Annotated in this window: 15 protein-coding genes; 1 reads left to right on the top strand and 14 read right to left on the bottom strand. The window is 41.0% G+C overall.

Features of this window, described 5'->3' with window-relative positions; genetic code table 11:
- The first annotated feature begins 8 nt into the window (after window positions 1-8).
- On the top strand, window positions 9-875 hold the full coding sequence (locus ED557_15325; GenBank protein ID RNC79444.1) for a hypothetical protein: 867 nt from the start codon (window positions 9-11) through the stop codon (window positions 873-875).
- Between the two features lie 159 nt (window positions 876-1,034).
- On the opposite strand, the gene ED557_15320 is transcribed toward ED557_15325, so the two are convergent.
- The 14 genes from ED557_15320 to ED557_15255 form a co-directional block, all read right to left on the bottom strand.
- The gene (locus ED557_15320; protein RNC79443.1) at window positions 1,035-1,934 is read right to left on the bottom strand and encodes a GTP cyclohydrolase I FolE2; all 900 of its coding nucleotides are present in this window, start codon (window positions 1,932-1,934) and stop codon (window positions 1,035-1,037) included.
- Window positions 1,935-1,959: 25 nt separating this feature from the next.
- The gene (locus ED557_15315; GenBank protein RNC79442.1) at window positions 1,960-2,394 is read right to left on the bottom strand and encodes a 6-carboxytetrahydropterin synthase; all 435 of its coding nucleotides are present in this window, start codon (window positions 2,392-2,394) and stop codon (window positions 1,960-1,962) included.
- Between the two features lie 350 nt (window positions 2,395-2,744).
- On the bottom strand, window positions 2,745-3,308 hold the full coding sequence (locus tag ED557_15310) for a hypothetical protein (GenBank protein ID RNC79441.1): 564 nt from the start codon (window positions 3,306-3,308) through the stop codon (window positions 2,745-2,747).
- Window positions 3,309-3,494: 186 nt separating this feature from the next.
- Entirely contained in the window at window positions 3,495-5,900 is a 2,406-nt protein-coding gene (locus tag ED557_15305) for a T9SS C-terminal target domain-containing protein (protein ID RNC79520.1), read from the bottom strand.
- A 3,228-nt stretch (window positions 5,901-9,128) separates the two neighbouring features.
- Window positions 9,129-12,032 (bottom strand): TonB-dependent receptor, encoded by a 2,904-nt coding sequence (locus tag ED557_15300; protein ID RNC79440.1) that lies wholly within the window; start codon window positions 12,030-12,032, stop codon window positions 9,129-9,131.
- 132 nt (window positions 12,033-12,164) lie between these two features.
- The gene (locus ED557_15295; protein ID RNC79439.1) at window positions 12,165-14,240 is read right to left on the bottom strand and encodes an ATP-dependent metallopeptidase FtsH/Yme1/Tma family protein; all 2,076 of its coding nucleotides are present in this window, start codon (window positions 14,238-14,240) and stop codon (window positions 12,165-12,167) included.
- Window positions 14,241-14,337: 97 nt separating this feature from the next.
- Complete coding sequence (thiL, locus tag ED557_15290; protein ID RNC79438.1) at window positions 14,338-15,366, bottom strand: thiamine-phosphate kinase; 1,029 nt, start codon at window positions 15,364-15,366, stop codon at window positions 14,338-14,340.
- Between the two features lie 65 nt (window positions 15,367-15,431).
- Window positions 15,432-15,878, bottom strand: coding sequence for a biopolymer transporter ExbD (locus ED557_15285; protein RNC79437.1), 447 nt, complete (start codon window positions 15,876-15,878; stop codon window positions 15,432-15,434).
- 2 nt (window positions 15,879-15,880) lie between these two features.
- The gene (locus ED557_15280; GenBank protein ID RNC79436.1) at window positions 15,881-16,423 is read right to left on the bottom strand and encodes a biopolymer transporter ExbD; all 543 of its coding nucleotides are present in this window, start codon (window positions 16,421-16,423) and stop codon (window positions 15,881-15,883) included.
- A 13-nt stretch (window positions 16,424-16,436) separates the two neighbouring features.
- Window positions 16,437-16,718: a hypothetical protein gene (locus tag ED557_15275; GenBank protein RNC79435.1), complete on the bottom strand. Its 282-nt coding sequence runs from the start codon at window positions 16,716-16,718 to the stop codon at window positions 16,437-16,439.
- Between the two features lie 28 nt (window positions 16,719-16,746).
- The gene (locus ED557_15270; GenBank protein ID RNC79434.1) at window positions 16,747-17,472 is read right to left on the bottom strand and encodes a MotA/TolQ/ExbB proton channel family protein; all 726 of its coding nucleotides are present in this window, start codon (window positions 17,470-17,472) and stop codon (window positions 16,747-16,749) included.
- 174 nt (window positions 17,473-17,646) lie between these two features.
- The gene (locus tag ED557_15265) at window positions 17,647-21,135 is read right to left on the bottom strand and encodes a hypothetical protein (GenBank protein RNC79433.1); all 3,489 of its coding nucleotides are present in this window, start codon (window positions 21,133-21,135) and stop codon (window positions 17,647-17,649) included.
- 119 nt (window positions 21,136-21,254) lie between these two features.
- Entirely contained in the window at window positions 21,255-23,171 is a 1,917-nt protein-coding gene (locus tag ED557_15260; protein RNC79432.1) for a hypothetical protein, read from the bottom strand.
- A gap of 131 nt (window positions 23,172-23,302) precedes the next feature.
- Window positions 23,303-23,749, bottom strand: coding sequence for a 50S ribosomal protein L9 (locus ED557_15255; GenBank protein RNC79431.1), 447 nt, complete (start codon window positions 23,747-23,749; stop codon window positions 23,303-23,305).
- Window positions 23,750-23,751: the final 2 nt, after the last annotated feature.

Below are 23,751 nucleotides of genomic sequence, written 5' to 3'. Positions count from 1 at the left end.
TATATGCCATGCGTTCTTTCATACTTCTCATTTTCTTAAGCTTTTCCTTCACGGTAGGTTACACTCAAAGCAACCCTGAAGTGTACATGGGAGATATATCATTTGAAGGTGAATCGTTCACCATAAGCGGATTGCAAAATATCTCGAACTCCCCGGGTTATGATAACCAACCCTCTTTTCATCCAAATGGGCGCCATCTTTTTTATGTAAGTACAAGGGATAGCGCGAACCAGGATATCCTGAGCTTTGATTTTAAAACAGGAGCAAAAGCGTGGATCACAGACTTAGAAGGTGGAGAATATTCTCCTACCGTTACACCGGATCCTCTTTTCCTTTCCTCAATATGGTTGAAACCAGATGGTGAACAATTGCTTTGGAAGTTTCCTATTGACGGAGGAAAGCCAAAGGTATTAGTCCCGGATGAGGTGATCGGATACCATACCTGGTTTGATAAAAAAACCATTTATGCTTTTGTGTTAGGAAATCCTCAAACCTTTGTCGAGTTTAAGCTTGGTCGCAAAGGCTCTAAAAAGGTTATTGCAAACAATCCCGGCCGTTCTATTCATAAAATACCTGGTACAGAACTTATCAGTTTCGTAGATAAGTCTGATCCGGACAGCTGGCTTGTTAAAGCTTATGATCCTTCGGAAGGTGCAATGAAGCCTCTAACAGAAACCCCTGAAGGCTCGGAAGATATGTTTTGGGTGGATGGAGAGAGCTTTATCATTGGTTCAGGTAACACACTCCGACTTTGGAAAGAAGGCCACGGATATGCACCAGAAGTCCAGATATTTGATCGCAATGGAACTATTTCCAGGGTATCTCTGAGCCCGGATAGAACTAAAATTGTCATCGTTTTTGCTGAAACGGACTGAGGAATAACAACTACACAAGCAAGTCATCCTGAACTCGTTTCAGGAAGGTAAATAGATCATCCTAAGTCATTCCCGCGGAGGCGGGAATCTAGATTCCGGCTTTCGCCGCGGAATGACGAACAATAAGGTAGTTGAAAACTCTTAACGAACTAAGAAAAACTATCTAAGCCCGTTGGGAAGTCCTTTACAAATTCTGCTTACCGCATCATGGCTGTGTAAGCTTTCGTAATGAGCACATCGGACTACGAAGTCTCTAATACTATTGTATGTATCCAGTTCTTCGTAAAGAAGGCGTGCAGCATCTTCCACAAATTTCTGGTAGGCACCATTAAGTTCCGCAAAGGCTTGCTCATCCTCTCTTTTAACCATCACTTGCGTTTCGGTTTTAAGAGCTGTTTGGCAAATTTGGACTAAATCCTCTACAAAAAATTCATCTCTCAGTGAAACTGTAACCTCTGCCTCACTTCGCTGGCTATGAGGAATTGCCGCTACTCCCCTTTCTACACGAGCGTGCTCAGCGAGTTCATAAGAACACGGACAAGCACTGCTGTACACAAACTTTAAATGCATATGCTTATGAAAGCGGTCATAATTATCAAGATGACCTTCCAGCGAAACATCATAATATTGATATCCTTCCATTCCCGATCGTAGGCTCTCTTGTATCATAGGATAGGAAAAAGTTAACCGCAGGAATGATTCCTGTGATTCTAAGTCTTCTTTATATGACTTCAATACTTCCTCTAACATATCTAGAGAGAACACCCGGTCTTTAAACCCATAAAAAGTCCGCATTATACGGCTCATATTGATGCCTTTCTTGTTAGCATCCAGGCTCACATACCCATCAACCGATACTTCAAGTGTGATGGGTTTACCATCTCTCTTTTTAAGCTGAAGAGGTAAGCGAAAATTTGAAATTCCTACTTGCTGAATGGGAACATTTGCACCTTCGATTAATGATGCAGGTCCGTTCTGTAAATCGGGTAAAGTCTCTTTGTATTCGGGTGTAATAGTAAATGTAGGATCATAGAACCTACGAACTTGATTAGAAATCATATTGGAGAAATTCAGTATTAAATAATTAACTAGTCCGTCGATATGGACAATATTCGGCTATGTTTCGTTCGGTCTCGAACAGCTTCACCGAATAGAGAACGCTACCTTGTGATGCGGATTGCTCAACGTTCTCCTTTAGTTCCTCATAAAAAGCTTTAACTAAATTCTCAGAGGTTGGGATAATTCCCTTAAGAAAAGGAACATCCAGATTTAGATTTTTGTGATCGCAAGGATCGGTAATTCTCTTCTTGATAATGGACTTAAGTGCACCGAGATCTATCACATACCCTGTTTTAGGATCAGGATCTCCCGCAACGGTTACTTCCAGTACATAGTTGTGGCCATGCCAATTCGGATAATTGCACTTCCCGTAAGTGTTTTTATTCCACTCTTCCGACTCGTTTGGATTGTTAAGCCGATGGGCTGCGTTAAAATGTGTTTTGCGCGTTACGAATATCACTATGAATGCTTTTTAATTGGGCACCCATAAACCTAAACAATTCTGTTTCGGTTCCAAATATTCATTGACCAAGAAAAACCCACCCCTCAGTCCCCTCCCAAGAGGGGAACTCTTTGATTTTCAGAATAATCTTTAACAACGAGCTTTCCCTCCAATTGACGAGATTGAGCCGCCTTCCATAGTATATTTAAAGCGAACAGGGGTGGGTCAAAAGATGGTGGGTATTGCACCCCACCGAATGATCAAAGGACTATTTGATCATTCAGCTCCCCTAAAGAGGAGACTTTTGAAGGGCATAAAAAAAGAGCCCCAAACATATGGAGCTCTTTTCATTGATATTGGGGTTATAATCAATCATTTAAATCGAATACTACTCTAATGGAGTCTACCCCGGTACCTCCTCCACCTCCGGTACCTATCAGAAGTACTTCATATACTCTAAGTCGGAATCTTTCATCTCCATCCATACCATTAAATGCATTTCCATAAGCATCTGATTCAAACACATAAATATCATCACCTCTCGCAAAAATATCAGGTGAGTCATGTGTCCAGTACGTATCCCAACTTGAAGAGGTATCATCCCATTTTTCTACTTCAAAGTAGAATCCATCTGAAGATTCAATCAATTCTCCGTAGGTAGTTATTCTTAAATACCCATCACCACCATCGCTTGGAGGACATACCACCGGGCTAGTAAAACCATCTAAGTCCCATTGTTGAGTACTAATCAACCATGCCCTATAGTTTCTGGTTGAGCAGCTAGGTGTCGTAAACTCAGCTCCTGGATTTTGTGAGAGCGGTGCTAATTCTAATTCCCCTGGATCTTCAGCAGTTGGGCTTGTACAACTTATAAAAGTAATTACGATTAGAAGTGCAACCATACTTGTTAGTGTTCTCTTTGAGTTTTTCATATCTCTTTCTTTTTTGATTTTGACCATTATTGGTACTTATAAGAGCACTCTAGCCTTCACTCATTACATTAATAAAGTGTTATCAATATGTTAGGGGAATAAAAAAAGGAGTTCCAATTCCTTGGAACTCCCTTTGTGATCAGCACACCTCACAATGAAGTGAGACGTTTCGTGAGTAGAAAATCCTTATTTGATTAAGGTCATTTTCTTAGTCAATACTGTGTTAGCACCTACCAATCGGTAAATGTATACCCCACTTGAAAGTGAAGACGCATCGAATGAAATCGTCTGGCTGCCAGCCTGAAGGTTTTCATTATTGATGAGTGTTGCCACTTCCTGACCAAGCATGTTGTACACTTTCAATGTCACATTCTGTGCAGAAGGTAACGCGAACTGAATGTTGGTAGTAGGGTTGAATGGATTCGGATAGTTTTGGCTTAACTGCATTTCAGAAGGAATGTCAGTTTCAACTTCCTCATTTGGATTGATAACAGCATCGTTTAGGTATCCGTAGTCATCTAATCCAGTCCAGTCTTTGATCCATACTTCGTTATAAGCAAATGCTCCAATATGGCCTCTGTTAGCAAACCAGTCGCTTACTGTAGAGTTAAGGTCAGTAGTTGTTGAAGTAGATGCAGCACCGTCTGGTGAAACTTCCGGGTTCAAACCACCATCAGTAGATCGGCTGATGCCGGCAATACCCGGATCAACGATTTGGTTAGTACCAGCTACCATTGCAGTTTCAACGAAGTCTTGTGGCCAGATATCAGCAGCAGTAGCACCTGCACCGAAGTCGTACCAGATGTTATTTTCAAACACAAGGTTCCCTGCTTCGACTTGAGCACGGCTATCCTCAGAAGAGCCGTCAATGTCTTCAATGTTTGCACCTACACCAGCAAAGTCAGTGAAGATAGAGTTGTAGTACTTACCACCTGCATTGTCACGGATCGCGAACGCTCTATCGTTACCGTCACCACCAACTCCAGTTGCACCAGAACCGGAACCGATGTAAGTAACGTGAGAGATTACCGGGATTGAGAATGGAGTACCTGTTTCGTTGGTATCACCACCATCATGCTCACCAGCACGTCCAGCTTCATCAGTTCCCTGGATAGAGAACCAATACTGTCCGTAACCTCTAAACCCTTGGTCATAATCATAGGTATCATCACCACAGAAGGCACCTACTAAGTAACGGGTATTTACTGTTCCACCGAACCACTCGAAGCAGTCATCAAGGTTTGCAAATACTTCTACAAACTCTATAACAGTTCCGGAACCTACAGCTCCCATAGTAAGACCATTGATCTCATCGCCAGGAACACCTGAGATAGAGAAACCACCATGTCGGATAGATACATATCGTAACGTACCGGAATTATCGGTGTCGTCGTTACCACCATATTGAGCTGGCTGCTCAGCTGGGATACCTTCAACCTGGATGTTGGTGCTGGTTTCGTTAGTAGTAGCACGTCCAAGGATGATTATACCACCCCAAAGACCACGGTCAGTAGCTTCTACTTCGTCAACTTCAGTAGTGAAGACAATAGGGTTAGAAGCATCACCTTGAGCATTAATAGTAGCTCCTCTTTGAACGATAAGAGCAGAAGCCCCTTCACCCGTAGTGATGTTAGTGTTCAATCTACCTTTAACTATAGTACCTGGCTGGATAGTTAATTCACCGCTTTGAACGAATACTAGTCCGTCAAGGATGTAGATATTGTCGTTAGTCCAGGTAGTGTTTGCAGTGACATCGTCAGTTATTACAACTTCATTGGTTGCTGTACCTAATGGAATATCACCAAGAGTTCCTGCATTGTCGATTGCAGTCCAACCAGCTAACCAGTTAGAACCACCGAATGCACCTTGATAAATTACAGGAGTGAAGAAGTCATCATCCAGTACATCAAAGCTGAAATTAGCGCCTGTTGAAGCAGGGCTTCCTAATCCTAATCGAGGATCAAGACCAGCGTCTGTTCCACGGCTGATTCCTCTTAGATTTGGATCTACAACCTGGTTGTTAGCAGCAACGAAGTTCGTTCTTACGAAGTCTTGCGGAAGAATAGCTTCAGCAGTATTTCCTGCTCCATAACCATACCATAGGTTGTTATTGAAAACAAGATTTCCTTCTTCAAGCTGTCCACGGCTATCATCGGAAGTTCCGTCAAGATCTTCGATGTTGGCACCTACACCAGCAAAGTCAGTGAAGATAGAATTGTAGTATTTACCACCAGCGTTGTCACGGATCGCGAATGTTCTGTCGTTTCCGTCACCACCAATTCCTGAAGCTCCTTCTCCGGAACCGATATAAGTAACGTTAGTGATTACAGGGATAGAGAATGGCTCACCAGTTTCGTTGGTATCACCACCGTCATGCTCACCAGCACGGCCGGTTTCATCTGCTCCCTGGATAGAGAACCAGAATTGACCTTTACCGCGGAACCCCTGGTCATAGTCATAAGTATCATCACCACAGAAGGCACCTACAAGGTTCTTTGTGTTTACTGTACCTCCAAACCACTCGAAGCAGTCATCAAGGTTTGCGTAAACTTCTACATACTCAATAACAGTTCCGGAACCTACACCACCCATAGTAAGACCGTTAATCTCGTCTCCAGGAACACCTGAGATAGAGAATCCACCGTGACGGATAGAAACATAGCTTAAAGTACCTGAACCATCTTCATCATCAGTACCTCCATAAAGAGCAGGTTGCTCAGAAGGAATCCCTTCTATCTGGATGTTGGTGCTAGTTTCGTTAGTGGTAGCAGAACCTAACATGATCAAACCACCCCAAAGACCACGATCACTTGAAGTAAGATCCGTTCCATCGGTAACGTCATCTAGTTCTGAAGTCATAATGATTGGTTGATCAGCAGAACCCTGAGCATCAATTGTAGCACCTCTGCGAACGATAAGAGCAGAAGCTCCTTCACCGGTAGAGATGTTCGTATTCAATCGTCCTTTGATTACAGTACCTGCCTGAATAGTAAGCTCAGCACCATCAACAAATACAAGACCGTCCAAGATGTATACATTGTCAGCAGTCCAGGTAGTGTTTGCAGTAATATTGTTAGTAACAACAACTTCACCAGTTGGAACTTCTAGTGGAATGTCACCATTAATTCCCATTGCGTCTAGAGCAGTCCAACCAGCTAACCAGTTAGAACCACCAAAAGCACCTTGATAGAGTACCGGAGTAAAGAAGTCATCATCTAAAGAGTCCGCGCTAAAGTCAGCTCCGGTAGCAGCAACGCTTCCTAATTGAAGACGTGGGTCAAGACCAGCATCGTCAGTTCGACTGATTCCTCTTAATTCAGCATCCGTGATATCATTACCAGATGCTGTAAATGCAGTTTCAACAAAATCTTGTGGGAAAATGTCAGCAGCAGTATTACCAGCACCAAATCCAAACCATAGGTTGTTGGTGAATGATAAGTTTCCTGCTTCCAATTGACCACGGCTATCATCAGTAGATCCATCAAGATCTTCAATATTCATACCAACACCAGCAAAGTCGGTGAAGATAGAGTTGAAGTAATGTCCACCAGCGTTATCACGGATAGCAAATGTTCTGTCGTTTCCGTCACCACCAATTCCAGTAGCTCCTTCACCAGAACCGATGAATGTTACGTTTGAGATAACAGGAAGTGAGTACGGAGTACCAGTTTCATTAGTATCACCACCATCATGCTCACCAGCACGGCCGGTTTCATCAGCACCCTGGATCGAGAACCAGAATTGACCTTTACCACGGAATCCCTGGTCATAGTCGTAAGTATCATCACCACAGAACGCGCCTACTAGATACTTGGAGTTTACTGTACCACCAAACCACTCATAGCAGTCATCAAGGTTTGCAAATACTTCAATGTTTTCGATAGTAGTTCCGGAACCAACAGCTCCCATTGTAAGACCATTGATCTCATCACCTGGAACACCAGAGATTGAATAACCACCATGACGGATTGAAACATATCTAAGTGTACCAGAGTTGTCTGAATCATCAGAACCACCATAAAGAGCTGGCTGCTCTGAAGGGATACCTTCAATCTGGATGTTTGTACTGGTTTCGTTGGTAGTAGCTTGTCCTAAAAGAATGATACCACCCCAAAGACCTCTGTCTGATACTGTTAAGTCATCAGCATCATCAGTGTCATCAAACTGTGAAGTAAAGATGATTGGGCTTGTGGCAGAACCCTGAGCATCGATACTACCACCTCTTCTTACGATAAGAGCAGATGCTCCTTCACCAGTAGAAATGTTAGAAGTAAATCTCGCCTTGATAATTGTACCAGGCTCGATAGTTAATGAAGCAAGAGAGTCAACGAATACCAGACCGTCAAGAATGTATAAGTTATCAGCAGTCCAGGTTTCGTTTCCGGTAATGTCGTCAGTTACAACTACAGCATCAACTGGCTCCTGCCCAGCAGTTCCGGTGAATCCCATGTCAGAAAGAGCAGTCCAGCCGTCTAACCAGTTTACTGCACCACTAAAAGCACCTACATAGCTTGTATTTGTGAAAAATGTATCTGATAAAGAATCTGCAGAGAAATCACCAGCAGTTAACGCGGGGCTAGCTGCATCAAGAGTTGGATCAAGACCTCCATCCACGATACGGCTGATTCCGTTAAGCTGAGGATCAACGATAGTGTTTCCGGTTGTGAATGCAGTTTCAACAAAATCTTGTGGCCAGATATCAGCAGCAGTAGCACCTGCAGCGAAATCAAACCAGTAGTTGTTGTCAAAAGTAAGGTTACCGGCCTCTAATTGCCCACGGCTATCATCAGAAGTACCATCAAGATCTTCAATGTTCATACCTACACCAGCAAAGTCGGTGAAGATAGAGTTGAAGTAGTGACCACCTGCATTGTCGCGAATAGCAAAGGCTCTGTCGTTTCCGTCACCTCCAATTCCGGAAGCACTTGAACCAGAACCAATAAATGTTACGTTTGAAATAACAGGAAGTGAAAATGGAGTGCCAGTTTCGTTGGTATCACCACCATCGTGCTCACCTGCACGACCTGCTTCATCAGTACCTTGTAATGAGAACCAGAATTGACCTTTACCACGGAATCCCTGGTCGTAATCAAAAGAGTCATCACCACAGAATGCAGCTACCAAATACTTGGTGTTAACTGTTCCACCAAACCACTCGTAACCATCATCAAGGTTTGCAAAAATTTCGATGTACTCGATAGTTGTTCCGGAACCAACAGCGCCCATAGTAAGACCATTGATTTCATCTCCAGGAACACCTGAAATAGAGAATCCACCGTGCCGAACAGAGACATATCGTAGCGTACCAGAGTTATCAGTATCATCAGAACCACCATATAGTGCTGGCTGCTCTGAAGGGATACCTTCAATCTGGATGTTTGTACTGGTCTCGTTGGTAGTAGCTTGCCCTAAAATAATAATACCACCCCAAAGTCCGCGATCAAACTGAGTTAAGTCGGTTCCATCATTGAGATCATCAAACTCTGAAGTAAAGATAATTGGGTTGTTCGCAGTACCTTCTGCATCAATCTGGGCGCCTCTTCTCACGATAAGTGCAGATGCTCCTTCTCCAGAAGTGATGTTGGTTACTGATCTGGCTTTAATAATGGTACCAGGCTCAATAGTAAGTGTAAACGTAGAATCTACGAATACAAGTCCATTGAGAATGTACTCAGTATCAGCAGTCCAAGTAGTATTGGATGTGATGTCATCAGTTACTACAACTTGCTGTGCGAAAACATTAGCAGTTGCCATCACAAATAACAAACATATGGTATATAAGTGCTTCATACTTGTGGGTTTTGTTAGTTAGGTTAATAGTTAAAGTTTGTACTTAACCCCCAGGGAGAAAGAGACACCCGTCTTATAGCTTTGATACACTTCGTTATTATTCTTGAAGTCGTATTCAAAGCTGGTTTCGGAGTTAAGGATATTCTTGATATCGAAGCTTACTTCGACGTTTCCAAAATCCTTTGAGCTAATAAAATCTAATTGCGAACGTGGCTGCTCAAATACATCAGGATTGGTACCAAAGCCTACGTTTGACAAACGCTGGCCAAATACGTTGAAATACATACCAATACTTAGACCCTTATCTACATCGTCATAACCAAAGTTAATGTTGACGATATACGGTGACTGACCCTGAAGCTCTCGTGTTGTTTGCGTTGAATCTGCTCTCTGCGCAAGCTCCTCAGGTGGTAGATCGATGCTTGAATTGATAAGTGATAAGTTTGCTCCAACACTAAAGTTTTCTGTGAAATCAGAAATGAAGTCAAGGTTTTTTCTTACTTCGAATTCAAGCCCAAGAATTTCGGCCTCATCGACATTTTGCCATTGTAAGATGGCATTTGTTGCAATCGCTCCGGGTCTAAAACCAAGTTCTATAGGATTTTCCAGGTTTTTGTAGAATGCACTTACAGCAAGCACTTCACCCGGGCGAGGGAAAATTTCGTATCTGAAGTCATAGTTGGTAATCAATGTTCTTTTTAATCCCGGATTACCTTGTTTTGCTTCATCACCAATGAAGTCGAAACTGGAGAATGGAGCAATTTCCCTTGCAGTAGGCCTTGCGATGGTTCTTGTCCAAGCAACCCTAAGATTCGAGTTGTCTCCTAGTGCATAAATAAGACTTAAAGAAGGGAGTAAATCGGTATTGTCTATTTTACCCTGGCCTGGTCTGGTTTCTACATCATCAACAATTACCACTGATGTATCAAAACTTGCTACTTCAAGAACTGCAGTTTCATACCTGGCGCCACCTACAAATTTTAATCTGTCGGTTAGTGGTAACTCGAACATCCCGTAAATAGCCTGTATCTCAGTAGATGCATCGTAGTTGTTTCTGTCCTGGGTATTATCACTTACATAATTACCAAATGTTGGTCTGTTAGTGGTCTCATTACGATCGATTATACCCCGGTAAGGGAAAGTAAAAAACTCAACCACATCGCCATCCAGGTCAGAAAAGATTCCCTGGTCAGGATTGATAAAGAAATAGTTCTCCCTGAATTCTCTCTCTACATTTCTGTAGGACGCTCCCATTTTGAATTTGGAGTTTTGGTCGGTAAGGAGCTGGAAGGGGAACTCTACATTAATTGCATAGTTCTCATTTGTTTCTTCCAAATCTCTAAAGAGTCGGGAAGGAAAAGCAAAACCTGCCGTTCTGATTACATTGTTTGTATCAGCTCCAACAAAATTTTGATTCTGATAGTAAGAAACGAAACGTAAATCTGGCTGCTCTTGAGTAGTCGTAGCGAATGAAGCCGACCAATCTACTTTTGCTCTAAGGAAGTTTTCAAAATAGTGCTCACCTAATAACTGTGTATACTTGAGGTTCCTTTCCGTATAGCTGACAACGTTATTCGTTCTTTGCTGGAATTGGCCTTCTATAGGAAAACCTAACTCATCCGGCCAAATTCCCTGTTGGATTCGCCCAGAATTTGCTCCACTCTGAGTTCTGAAATAGTTTACCCCAACTCTGTGAGCATTACTTAATTTGTACTGTAAACTGATTAGCCCGCCAATATTTACTTCATCAGTTCCAACTCTATCGGTATACTGCTGCAGTGGAGTTAATTGATCCGCATTAAGGTTAATTAAATTATAGCGGCCTGTTTCACCGTCATCGTAGTATTGGTATGAACGGCTATATGTGAGACTTCCCACATATCCTAACTCTTTGCCAAATAGGGTAGTTTGATTGCCCAAAGAGATCGAATAGCCATAGTCTAACGGGATAGTTCTTTCAACAGGAACCATCGTCTCATTGAACGCATTACTTGTATTATCAAGAATGGTAGCAAGAGAATCATTGAACCTTGCTTGTACTTCGGCAGGGATAACCAAATCCGGATCATTAAAAATATCCGGAATTGCTCTCATTCCGTCATCAGATCCCAGCCAATCTGTATCAGAAGTGTTATCACTAATAAAATCATCTCTAAACGATGATTGTGTGTTATACTTGAATGAGGTAGAAAGAGAGAATTGTAAATTTTCAGGGAAGGTTTTGGTATTGATGTCTACAATACCGCCACTAAAGCTCCCTGGTTTATCCGGAGTAAAAGTCTTTACCGTGTTGATATTCTCCAGGAGTGATGAAGGAATTAAATCCAGCTGGAAAGTTTTTCTATCGGGGTTAGTACTAGGTAATTCTACTCCATTCATTTGGATAGATGAATAGCGATCACCCAAACCTCGTACATATACATACTTGCCGCCTACTACACTGGCTCCGGTTACTTTTGTAAGAGCAGCTGCAGCATCTCCTGATCCACTCTTCGAAATGCTTTCAGCTGAAATTGCATCGCTAAAAGAAATAGATTTTTGACGGTCACGTAACAGACCCGCCTCACTGTTAAGTACCGCCTCTGCTGTTACAACTATTTCCTCAAGAAACTCAGTCTCTGACTGGAGAGTAATGTCCAACCTTACGGTTGCACCTTCTTCAACTTCAACCCCAGTTACGGTCTGGGTTGCATATGACAGATAGCTTATAACGATGTTATATGTACCTGCCGCTACTTTACGGATGGTATAATTACCATCAATATCGGTTGCTGTACCTTGTATGGTACCTTCGATTACCACGTTAACACCAATAAGGGTTTCCCCTGTTTCGGCGTCAACAACGGTACCTACTATTTTTCCATCTTGCGCAAAAAGGTTAGATGAGATTAAAAGCGCAAGAAAAAGAAAACATGCGTGTTTTATTTTATTCACGAGTGTGCTGATTTTTTAGTTTTGTTCGCATTTTTCATTGCGCTCAAAACTACCCTACACTCGTTGCGGTACTGTTATGTTGAGTTTATGCTTTTGTTATGTGTGTATTACCGGAACATTAACAAGAACTCTCTATTCTTCTGTACTAGTCTCAGCTTTTTCTTCGGCTATCTCTTCCTCTTCTACTTCAGCTTTGGGCTCTTTCGGAACACCATTTTTTGTAGCCTTTTTCTTTGGGTTCTCTTCAGTTGCTTCTTCTTTCTTGCTATTGGTAAAAGCCTCATAAGTAGTTTCTTTGTCGAAAGGTCTTTTACCTATAAGCTTCTCAAGATCGGTCTGGAAAAGAATCTCTTTCTCCAATAATTCTTTGGCAAGAATCTCGAGCTCATCTCTTTTATCTTTTAACAGTTTTAGTGTGCGCTGATAAGCAGTGTCAATGATTTTCTTGACCTCTTCATCAATGATCTTTGCAGTGGCATCAGAGTATGGCTTATTAAATGAGTACTCATTCTGCTTTGAATCATAGAATGAAATATTCCCAATCTTATCATTCATACCATACACAGTAACAATACTGTAAGCCATTTTTGTGATTCGCTCTAAATCACTCAATGCTCCCGTAGAGATTTTCCCGAATACAATTTGTTCTGCTGCACGGCCACCTAAAGTCATACACATTTGATCCATCAACTGCTCTGTTTGATGAAGGAATTGCTCTTTTGGTAAATACTGTGCATAACCAAGTGCTGCAAGTCCTCTTGGCACAATAGAAACCTTTACCAATGGATCGGCATGCTCTAGGAACCAACCGGCTACAGCATGTCCTGCCTCATGATAGGCCACAATTTTCTTTTCCTCGGGGGATATAATCTTGTTCTTTTTTTCAAGCCCACCGATAACCCGGTCAATGGCGTTTTGGAAGTCTTCCATATCTACCGACTTCTTATTTCCGCGAGCTGCAATTAACGCTGCTTCGTTACACACGTTGGCTATCTCAGCTCCGGCAAAACCCGGTGTTTGGGCCGCAAGATTTTTTGGGTCAACTTCTTTATGTAGCTTTAAAGGCTTTAGATGTACTCTAAAAATTTCTTCCCGTCCATTTATGTCTGGTTTGTCAATACTGATCTGACGATCGAATCGACCTGGACGTAGTAAGGCGCTATCTAATACATCTGGGCGGTTAGTAGCAGCTAGAATGATTACCCCTGAATCGGTTGCAAAACCATCCATTTCAACTAGCAAAGAATTTAATGTATTCTCTCGCTCGTCATTCGAGCCAGGCATTTGACCTTTTCCTCTGGATCGACCAATTGCATCAATCTCATCTATAAATATTATACAAGGTGCTTTTTCTTTCGCAGTCTTGAAAAGATCCCTAACCCTTGCTGCACCAACCCCAACAAACATTTCCACAAAGTCAGATCCGGAAAGTGAAAAGAATGGCACTGCTGCTTCCCCAGCTACTGCTTTTGCGAGAAGAGTTTTTCCGGTGCCGGGAGAGCCTACCAATAACGCTCCTTTAGGAATCTTACCACCAAGCTTGGTGAATTTACCAGGGTTCTTTAAAAACTCGACAATTTCTCTAACCTCTTCTTTGGCCTCTTCCAGACCAGCTACATCCTTGAAAGTGATTTTTGTATCGGTCTGCTGATCATAAAGTGAAGCTTTATTCTTCCCGATATTCAGAACTTGCTGACCAGGGTTCATTCTTCTAAAAATGAATACCCAAAAACCAACGGCAAGTGCGATCATGATTAGCCACATGAACATTCCACTAAACCACTCTTCCTCAATCCTTACCTCATACTCTACTTCATTCGCATCAAGTATGGGACGAATCTCATCACCTGGTAGCATAGTGGTGATAAAGGCATTAATATCTTCTGACCCTGAAGAAAGACTAAAGGGACTATCATCTTGTACTGGTAAATCAACTATCCCATCCTGTATAGCACTGTCATTATACTTCCCATAGATATTTACTCCGTTCTTGATGATGATTTCATCTACATAACCACCTTCTACGTGCTCAAGAAAAGTGCTGTACTTGATCTGTGTTCCCGTCTCTGGGTTCAGGAACATAAACTGAATAACAATTAGAAAAAGAATGATAGCAAGAAAACCCCAGGTTGGGAATTTCGGGGTATTTCCTTTCTTTTCTCCTGATGGAGGTTTAATCTGTTTTTTAGGAAGGGGCTTATCGGCCATTAACTTACTTAATTATATTTTCAATATAGCGAATAACAAATACTAATCTCGAATTCAAACTAACACCTTATTCGCAAAAAACGTGCCACTGCAAGTTTTATGACAAATCATCAAAACTTATTATTTCTCCCTCAGCACTTTGGAGGTTTAACCCCTCCTCTTTAGGAATCATTCTTCCTATTACAACAAAATCTTTGAATTGCTCTGCAAATGCTTCGATTTGTTTCTCATTCAATGTGAACATCAACTCCAGATCCTCTCCTCCAAATAGGCCGTATCTATCTACATCCTCTTCCATTTCATCTGCAACTTTACGAGTTTCCAGAGCTATTGGAAGTGCTGCCTGGTAAAGATGAGCGCCAGTATCTGACGCAATACATAATTCTGTTACCTCACTAATTACCCCTTTTGTAATATCAATCATCGAGGACGGCACTACGTTCTGTGTTTTTAATTCCTCGATCAAATCTTTTCGGGCATTGGGCATAAGTTGGCGCTGTACAACAAACCGGTAATCTTCCAAGTCAGGCTGTAGCGCTTCATTACCATGTTCTTCCCAGAATTGTTTTTCGCGCATCAGAACTCTGAGCCCAGCTAACGCGGCTCCAACATCTCCTGTTACACAGATTGCGTCATCTACTTTTGCTCCTGATCGATATACAATATGCTCACTTTCAGCTTTACCATATACTGTCACAGAGATTACTGCATTTTGATGATTCCCAGTCAGATCGCCACCTACTACTTCTATACCATAGGCCTTACAAGCATTGTCAATTCCTGTATAAAGATCTTCCACCATTTGAACAGACATTCGATTAGGTAATGCCAGGTTTATAAGTATTGAAGTGGGAGTTCCATTCATGGAATAAATATCACTTACACTTGCACTAACCATCTTGTAACCGAAATGCGTAAACGGAGTGTAAACCGGGTCAAAATCTACTCCTTCTACAAAAGTATCTGTGGTAAGTAGTGTGAGTGATCCATCTTTCTCCTTGATTACTGACGCATCATCTCCTATCCCCGTTAATGTAGATTCCTGAACTTCCCCTTTATAAACAGAAATTCTCTCCAGCAGTTTTTGCCGACCTAAGTTTTGTATGGTAGTAAAATCGTTGTTCATTTTTCCAGATATAAAAAAACCAGCACATTTAGAATGTGCTGGTTCTAATATGAATTTGATTCAGACTATTCTTCTCGCTTAGTAGAATAATTAATTCTGAATGTTCCGGCTTGCTGAAGTTCTTTTTGAACATCAGTTAACAGCCCAAACTCAGAATTCTCATCAACACGAAGAGAAACAATTAATCGAGGCTCTTCGAGTAGTTTATCATACATAATGTTTCGAATTGCTCCAATATCTTCCTGTATTGAATCATCGATCTGAACCTTATCTTCTCCTAATTGATTTCCAGGTAACCGTTCTGGTCCCATATAGATATAAGACACTAACCGCTTTTCCTCAATCTTTTCGATGTTATTCGCTTTAGTAAGATCGAGCTTTACTTTTAAGGTAACCTCACGAAGAACCGTGGTAACCATAAAGAAGAACAAAAGCATGAATACTACATCAGGCATTGCTGAAGTTGGTACCTCTTGCTTGCTCCCTGCTTGTTTCTTTTTGAATTGGCTCATAATTAACTATCAGGTTCTGCGATTGAAATTTTCTTAGGATACATATCCTTAATCTGTTCCTGTTGAGGACTATTCTCTTCTAAACGAGCATACTCAACACCATAGTTAGCACGAGAAGCAGCATCCCTTAAATCCTTGTACGCCGACATCACCTCATCCAACATATCTATATAGATATTGTAGGGTGTTTCGCGCTGGGTTTTTAAAGAAACGATAGCTGCATCGGGAGAAATGGATAACTCCTCATTGTCGGTTGGATTATCAATAAACTCAATAAGTTTATCTTTCACCTCATTAATTGATACAGGCTGCTCATCCATCAAGATCAATCCCTGAGCATTCACCAGAATGTTCATAAGGTTTCTCTCCCGGATCGGTGGTGGTTCAACTTCCGGATCTAAAGGGGGAGGAAGAACCATACCTATACCGGTATCCACATTAATAGTAGTGGTTACCAGGAAGAAAATAAGGAGAAGGAATGCGATATCGGCCATTGAAGACCCATTTATTTCCGCAGAATCTCTTTCTCTTTTCTTTAATAGCATAGGTTATGCTCCATTAAAATTTAAAAGTACCTCGGAGGCCGGTAATCACTACCGATACCACCATAATACCCATCATAATAAGGGTAGTAAGTACGCCAGCTTGAGCAAAGTCAAGCTCGCTTCCTCGTACAGCAAAATAAGAAATCGCAAAAATCACAAATGGCACCGCCATAATCGCGATTCGCTTAACATCCTGCTTGCCTTGAGATAAGCCTTTAATGCCTGAAATAATCATAGTCAGAATTCCGAGGCCCATCAAAGCAAACGTTCCAATAACGGCTATTTGAACAATCATAGTATCTCCTTTTAGAGGTTAATGATGATTATTCTTCATCTGAACTAGTGTCATCTGCTGCAGGAACTAATGATTTGCCTTCCTGAAGTAAGATAATCGAATCAATAAGTGTGATAGAACTTTCTTCCATCTCAGCAATTAATCGATCGATTTTAGAAACACAATAGTTGTACCCAATTTGTAGAATAATACCTGCTATAAGACCACCGGCAGTGGTTAAAAGTGCAGTCTTGATACCACCTGCAACGATACTTGGAGAAATGTCGGCAGCTTCCTGAATATCATCGAAGGCCTCGATCATACCTACTACTGTTCCAAGGAATCCGAACAGTGGGGCAATAGCGATAAATAATGACAACCAAACAAGACCTCGTTCAAGGAAACTCATTTCAATTGATCCGTATGCTGCGATTGCTTTTTCCGCAGCGTCAATTCCTTCATGTGATCGCATTAAACCAGCCTGGAATACCGAAGCTACAGGACCACGAGTTTGAGCACAAAGTTGCTCTGCTGCTTCAACACCACCTTCTTGTAATGCTTCTTGAACATTTACAATGAACTTTCTAGTGTTAATATCAGCAAGGTTAAGAGTAATAATTCTTTCAAGGAAAATCGCAAGACCCAGAATAAGAGTAATTAATACAGGCCACATCCAGCCCCCATCATTACCTTCGTTAAATTTCTGAACAATTAGATTGAAAAAGCCTTCTTCAGCTTGGAGTCTTAAAAGAAATAGAGCAATCGACGATGTCATGTTCACTCCGATTATTTTTGATTAAATGTTAGTGTCTAAGATTAGTGAAGCGAAAGGATATGTCATTTTAAACTAAATGTCAAAGCTCTGAACAATCGAAAAATTAACTTTTAGTTAACAGAAATGAGGTTTTACCAAGTTTTTTTAGTTCCGCACTTATCACTCATAAAACACTTAAAAAACCGCACTCACAACCAATTTAAGCGTATGAATATCAGGACGGTTTTTCACTGTTCTTCCATCATAATTAAGACTGAGCCTAATTAGTTCACTTACTCGGTAATTTCCATTAATGGACCACAAGAAATTACTCCCTTCTCCGGTACCTTCAGTTAACTCAAAAGTTCCTAGCGCCGAAGCAGTTCCTTTTACTTCTGTATTTCGAAATTCAAGCCGTGCGTTTGCCTGAACTCTTCTAAAAAGAAACGCGCGATGAGTATTAACTATTTTAACAATTCTTGCAGTAACCGGATCGATGGGAAAAGCATCTTTTTTTGAAGAATAGGAAACCGAGAAGCCGGTCTGCCATGAACGATTAATCGTAGACTCAAATCCTTGTGTAATGGATAGTGACTCTATGGAAAAATTCCTGCTTTGTATTTGATTGCTTATCGTCTTGTTTCTTCCTTTTGTAATTCCAAGCGTTGATCGGGTAGTCTGAGAAATCATATAAGAAGCATTCAAATAATATTGAGATGAAAATAGCTCCTGTGATTCATTACTAAATCGATTAAGGCTCCTGCTTTCTGTGAATCCCACCGAAAGATCACTTATATCAAACTCAGGGAGCAAATCTAGTTCCTTTTCCAGTGTTATTCTCCCAGTCAAGGTAGTAGAGTCATTCCTAAATGTATTAAATCTTAACAAGTACACATCTTCAAGATTTGAAGTTGTGGAGTTCTCTATCACATCTACCCGGGAGAATAAATTTATGTTTGATAGAAAGTGTCCAAGTGCGGCATTACTATTTAAAAAAGAGAATGGTTTAAATTCATTTCTTACTCGAACTTTTAAATCAGCAACAGGAAGCAGTTCATCTGAAGGCAGTAGTTGACGAATGTATATACCTTCGTTAGGACTTAGTTCAGGAAAAAATTCATCTATTTGCTGAACACCATCTTCGTTAGTATCGGTCCAGACATATTGCCCCAGTTCCGGACCAACTTCAATATATGCCTCCTGGAAAAGTGCCCTTCTTTCAGTATTTACCTCATATACTACCTGACCATTCCAGTTATTATTTCTGGTTTCATAATCGGTAACTGAACTTAATAACAAGCCCTTTCTATTCGAATTACCGGAACCCTGAAACTCAGATGTAAACTCTTTGGTGCGAATTACAAGCTCGTTGCTTGTTCTAATTAAGCTACTTGGCCTGTATTGGAGCTTCATTCTTTGCTCAAGAGAAGAGGCCTGGGGTATTAATTCATTTTCGAATACCCTCTTTTCCTGCCTGGTAATCAAATTGAGATCGACCTGGATTTTAGAATGGTTGTATCGTAAGCCCGGCCCAATTTCGAAAAACGAAAATGAGCTATTTAACAGTGAATCATTGGTTGAAGATGTCTGCTCTCTTCGCTCTTGTTCAAAACTTAGGTACGGTGTCCAGTTTCCAAACAGATCCTTACTCACACTTCCTATTTGCCGAAACCAATTCCCATCATGAGCCAATAGCCTTTCTTCAGATTTTACCCAGTCCTGATCATAATTAATAGTTACCAGCTTCCCTTCACTACTAGACAATTGAATTCCCTGGCGATACCCCTTGAAATTCGGTCGGTTTAATAATCCAAATTCGGTTTGAATGCTTGAATTGGGAGTGAATTGTGCTTTTACTACTGCTTCATTTATATCCTCTTCAGTTTCCAGTGTCGAGTTTAGATCCCATTTTCTGTCAAACTCAACCTCTCTTGTTCTTTCGAAAAATTGAAAGTTTCCACCTGAATATCTTCTGCTAATTGAAGCATCAATAGTTCCTATTGAGGTATTCAACTGTTTCACTCTAATCCCGGATAAATAAGACATGTCATTATTATCCTCGTTATCAAGGGAAGAAAATCGATTCTGATCAAAACTGCTTGCTGCCCACTCACCATAAACTTCTACATTTTCCGAAAGACTGTATGAACTATTCAAAGAGACAATCTGATGTTTCTCTGGAGCCGGGAGTCTTCTGAAGGGCTCATACTCACCAAGACCCGGTCCTACCCATTCATAAAGTAATCCGTTTACCGAACCACTTATGCGCCGGTAACTCCCTCCCTCTACTCTGCTAAATGTAACTATATATATAGACTCAGCAGAACCGGGTATATTTTTGAAAATTGAGAATACTTCGCCACTTACAGTTGTATCTACTCTTGCATATCGAACATTAATATCATCATCTTCATTAGTTGCTAATCGTTCTCCGGAAACAACAGCATTGTTTAGGTTATCACCTACTCCTCTCAATAAGTCTATATCGCTTTCGGTTAGGGTTTGTTGTGAAAGTAGCTCGTTGCCATCGGCCTGGCGAATGATCGAAGCGCCAATTTTTAGTCTTCCATCAAAAAATTTATCTCCTCCTTCTGTAGCTATCAAGGTGCGGTTGAAATTTTGATCTACATATTCATATTCGATTACAATCCGGGTCTCATCTTTTATGAGAAGATTATTTGTGAAAAAAACCTCCCCCAATCCATAATCGATGATGTATTCGTTTTCCTCTCCGCGATTAACTCTTTGACCATTTATATACACTTTTTCTGTGCCTGCCAAAATAATGACAAACTCTTCGCCTTGTCTTCCGGTTAATCGGTAAGGCCCCTGAACCCCATCAGATCCTTCGAACGACATGGATCTAAAGCTTCCACGAACTACTGAAAGTGCACCTCTATAATCACCATAGTTGGTACTTGTATATCCCGTTGCTCCCTGTAGCCGACGATTTAGTTTAGCGAATGTATTTTGCTCCAGACTTACATCCACATCCCCCATTTCAACAGTGGTGTTTGTCGATTGTAATTGAATAAATACCCGATCAAATTCTCTGATATTTTGGGTAGTACCATCAGGTTGAAATGGAATATTTCTATCTGTTAATACTGCATTGATTCGGATATCATCAGTTAATCGTCCGTTCAATTCGAATTGCAATCCACTCTCTAGTGCAAAATCCTGGTTCGTACCAACGATAATCCCTCTGCTTAAACTCCCTTTTTGTTGTATATCTGAGTCATCAAAAGCAAAAGAGGACGAGCTTTCGAATAATTGCTGGTTAATTGAATCTTCATTTTGAGCGAGAATTGAAGGGTCGAATGTTCTAAATGTTCTACTTCGGAATACTCGCCTGATTGCAAGAGGATAGGCTTCATAAGTGATTCTGATCCGATCTGCGCTTCTGTATTTTTCTAAGTGCTCTTCTTTGATGTTCCATATTCCTGATGTGGAACTAAACTCCCAATGGCTTTCAGGAACTGGCTCATCTCGATTATAGGTTACTATAAAAACCTGAATAGTCTCTCGAAGTGCCCAAACATTTAAACTATAGCTAGAGTCTACCTGAAAAGGGGCAATAACGACTTCTGAAGAAATAGTAGTCTGGGCTTCTACTCTTCCCAGTACAAAGAAAAAGAGAAGCACCAGTGCTATTCTTATAAAAAACTTTGAGAAGTCTATCACTTTAGCCGTTACTGTTCTGCTGATACTTCGAGAATATAATCTAGTTTCTCAAATCATCATGGTTCCAATCAATAAAGATTAGTCAGGAAATATGCCTAAACAGTAACAGTGGGTATAAGCTATCGTGAATTGAAGTTTGATATCCCCTCATCAAGAAAGGAGATGAATTTATCAGATGCTACAAATCCTAATTCTTGAGCAATTACTTGTTTACTATTGGGATCAAGAATTACATAAGTAGGTAATGCTACGTTTCCTGTTAGCCTAAATTGTATCTGCTGGTTTTTTTGAGCATCCTGACCACCATCTGTATAAAGCTTAACCAGTTTCATCTGATCAAAGCGTTCTCTTACCTCTGCTAATGGGAAAACATTAGATTCCATAGCACGACAGTTTGTACAAGTGTATCCTGTAAAATCTATAAAGACTGGAATACCTTCTTCCGCAGCTTCTTCAATAGCTCCTTCGTAATCCTCGGTCCATCCATCATCTACACCGGTACCAGTACCGCCGCCACCCATAGCTGCAATGGTTCCCACCACACTCACATCCGTTTGCATTTTAGGTGGTAACCAGGAATCCCAAATTCCGAGTGATGCTCCCATCAAGCCCGGTAGCAAATAGAAACTGAATAATAATAACGGGAGAGCAAGTAACAACCTTCCTGTTGTAATTCTTTCCGGCTTTGTATCATGGTTGAGTGCAAATACCCCCAGAACATATAGTCCGGCTACAAGGAAAATGGCAATCCAGGCTGCAATTGCAAATGGACGGCTTATTAAGCCCCATCCTAATACTAAATCCACATTGGATAAAAATTTAATTGCAGCTGCGAGTTCAATGAAACCTAATAGCACTTTTACCACATTCATCCAGGAACCACTTTTTGGAAGTGATTCTAACCACTGGGGGAACATTGCAAAAAGCACAAAGGGACTTGCAAAAGCAGCGGAAAAACCTACCATCCCAATAATTGGGTAGAACCATTCACCTCCGGCAGTAGCTGCAAAAACAGCGCCCACAAATGGAGCGGTACAAGAAAATGAAACAGCACTTATGGTCATGGCCATAAACAGAATGCCTAAAACACCCGAGCTCTCATTACTTTTTCTGTTCAAGAAATTAGTGAATTGATGAGGAAGCTGAAGTTCAAACATCCCGAATAAACTCAGGGCAAATGCAATCAATACAATGGCAATCATTGCATTCACAAAAGGATTAGAAGCAAAGTTCTGAGCTCCTGATACTCCGACTAAGGCAGCTAATATTACGCCAATCAAAGTGAAGGTCACTATGATCGCAACTCCAAAAAATAACGCTTGTCCTACCCCTTTTTTACTTCCATCCTGCTTAGAGAAATAGGACACAGTAAGTGGAATCATTGGGAATACACAGGGAGTAAGTAAGGCAGCAAAACCCGCTAACAAAGCAATCCAGATAAACGAGAATACCCCCTCTCTTGCTAAATCAACTGTAGATGCACCAACCTGTTGTTCTGCTGAAACTTCTTCCTCAATACCTCCAATTGCTGCTTCAAATGGAGCATCTGATACTCCGGCTACCTCAACAGCCGCTATAATGGATTTTGTTTTTGGAGGTAAACAAACCCGATCGTCACATACCTGATAGAATACTTCTATATCGAGTGTCTGCTCTCCTGTAAGCTCTGTTTTAATAGCCACTGGAACATTGAATCGAGCAAAAGAACTGTGCCATCCTAATTCGGCTTCAAAGTTGGGATCGAATTCGATATCAGCTTCTGATTCAGTTACATCCCCTGCGAGTACAAAGTTTGGAGAGTTTGAAGAGAATTCGGTTGGAAACGGGCCAGCGTCAGGATCATTCAGCACAGAGTATAAGTGCCAGTCTCCTTCAATAGATGCATCAATAGTAATTGTAAAAACTTTGCCAGCTTGTACTGTACCTGGTATTTCTGTTACCTGATACTTTACAGGATCAGGGATCTGAGCCTGTAAAAAAAATGGGAACAGCATCAGAATGATGGTTCCCATTGTTATTTTTTGAAATAATTTCATTTGAGCAGTCAATTCTGAATTAATACTAATTCATCATAATAAGGTGGTATACTGGAACATCAAACATTCAAGAATAACAATTCTATAACATTTAGCAGCCCAGGCTAATACTAACTCAAAATTAAGTCAGATTATTCCGCCCTAACTACCCAGAATTTCACTGTTGGCTTAAGGTCACCCAAAAGATTTACCGTCGCCGTGTATTCACCTAAAACTTTTACATCTTCATTAATCGAAATATTTCGGCGATCTACCTCAATATTCTTTTCCTGAAGAGCTTCAGCGAGCTGAACATTTGTTACTGTTCCGAAGATCTTATCATCCTCGCCCGTTGTAACAGGGATAGTAACAGAAGTTGATTCCAATAATTTTGCCAATTCTTTGGCTTCCTGAACAGTGAGTTCTGCTTTAAGGGAAGCTCTTTGTTTCATCAATTCTACTTCTGCAATAGCTCCTTTGGTAGCTAATACTGCTTTTGCCTGTGGAATCAGGAAGTTGCGACCGTAGCCGTCCTTAACTTCAACAAGGTCACCGGCATAACCTAATTTTTCTACGTCTTCTTTTAGAATAACTTTCATCG

The organism is Balneola sp. (assembly GCA_003712055.1).
In the GTDB taxonomy this organism is placed as follows: Bacteria; Bacteroidota; Rhodothermia; order Balneolales; family Balneolaceae; genus RHLJ01.
The sequence above is the reverse complement of the archived record's forward strand: the minus strand, read 5'-3'. Positions and strand labels throughout refer to the sequence as shown.

Bases quoted from the DNA above. Each gene is read 5' to 3' on its own strand.
- ED557_15325 (RNC79444.1), top strand. From the start codon at position 9: ATGCGTTCTTTCATACTTCTCATTTTCTTAAGCTTTTCCTTCACGGTA.
- ED557_15320 (RNC79443.1), bottom strand. From the start codon at position 1,934: ATGATTTCTAATCAAGTTCGTAGGTTCTATGATCCTACATTTACTATT.
- ED557_15310 (RNC79441.1), bottom strand. From the start codon at position 3,308: ATGAAAAACTCAAAGAGAACACTAACAAGTATGGTTGCACTTCTAATC.
- ED557_15305 (RNC79520.1), bottom strand. From the start codon at position 5,900: ATGGGTGGTGTAGGTTCCGGAACTGTTATTGAGTATGTAGAAGTTTAC.
- ED557_15295 (RNC79439.1), bottom strand. From the start codon at position 14,240: ATGGCCGATAAGCCCCTTCCTAAAAAACAGATTAAACCTCCATCAGGA.
- thiL (RNC79438.1), bottom strand. From the start codon at position 15,366: ATGAACAACGATTTTACTACCATACAAAACTTAGGTCGGCAAAAACTG.
- ED557_15285 (RNC79437.1), bottom strand. From the start codon at position 15,878: ATGAGCCAATTCAAAAAGAAACAAGCAGGGAGCAAGCAAGAGGTACCA.
- ED557_15280 (RNC79436.1), bottom strand. From the start codon at position 16,423: ATGCTATTAAAGAAAAGAGAAAGAGATTCTGCGGAAATAAATGGGTCT.
- ED557_15275 (RNC79435.1), bottom strand. From the start codon at position 16,718: ATGATTGTTCAAATAGCCGTTATTGGAACGTTTGCTTTGATGGGCCTC.
- ED557_15270 (RNC79434.1), bottom strand. From the start codon at position 17,472: ATGACATCGTCGATTGCTCTATTTCTTTTAAGACTCCAAGCTGAAGAA.
- ED557_15260 (RNC79432.1), bottom strand. From the start codon at position 23,171: ATGAAATTATTTCAAAAAATAACAATGGGAACCATCATTCTGATGCTG.
- ED557_15255 (RNC79431.1), bottom strand. From the start codon at position 23,749: ATGAAAGTTATTCTAAAAGAAGACGTAGAAAAATTAGGTTATGCCGGT.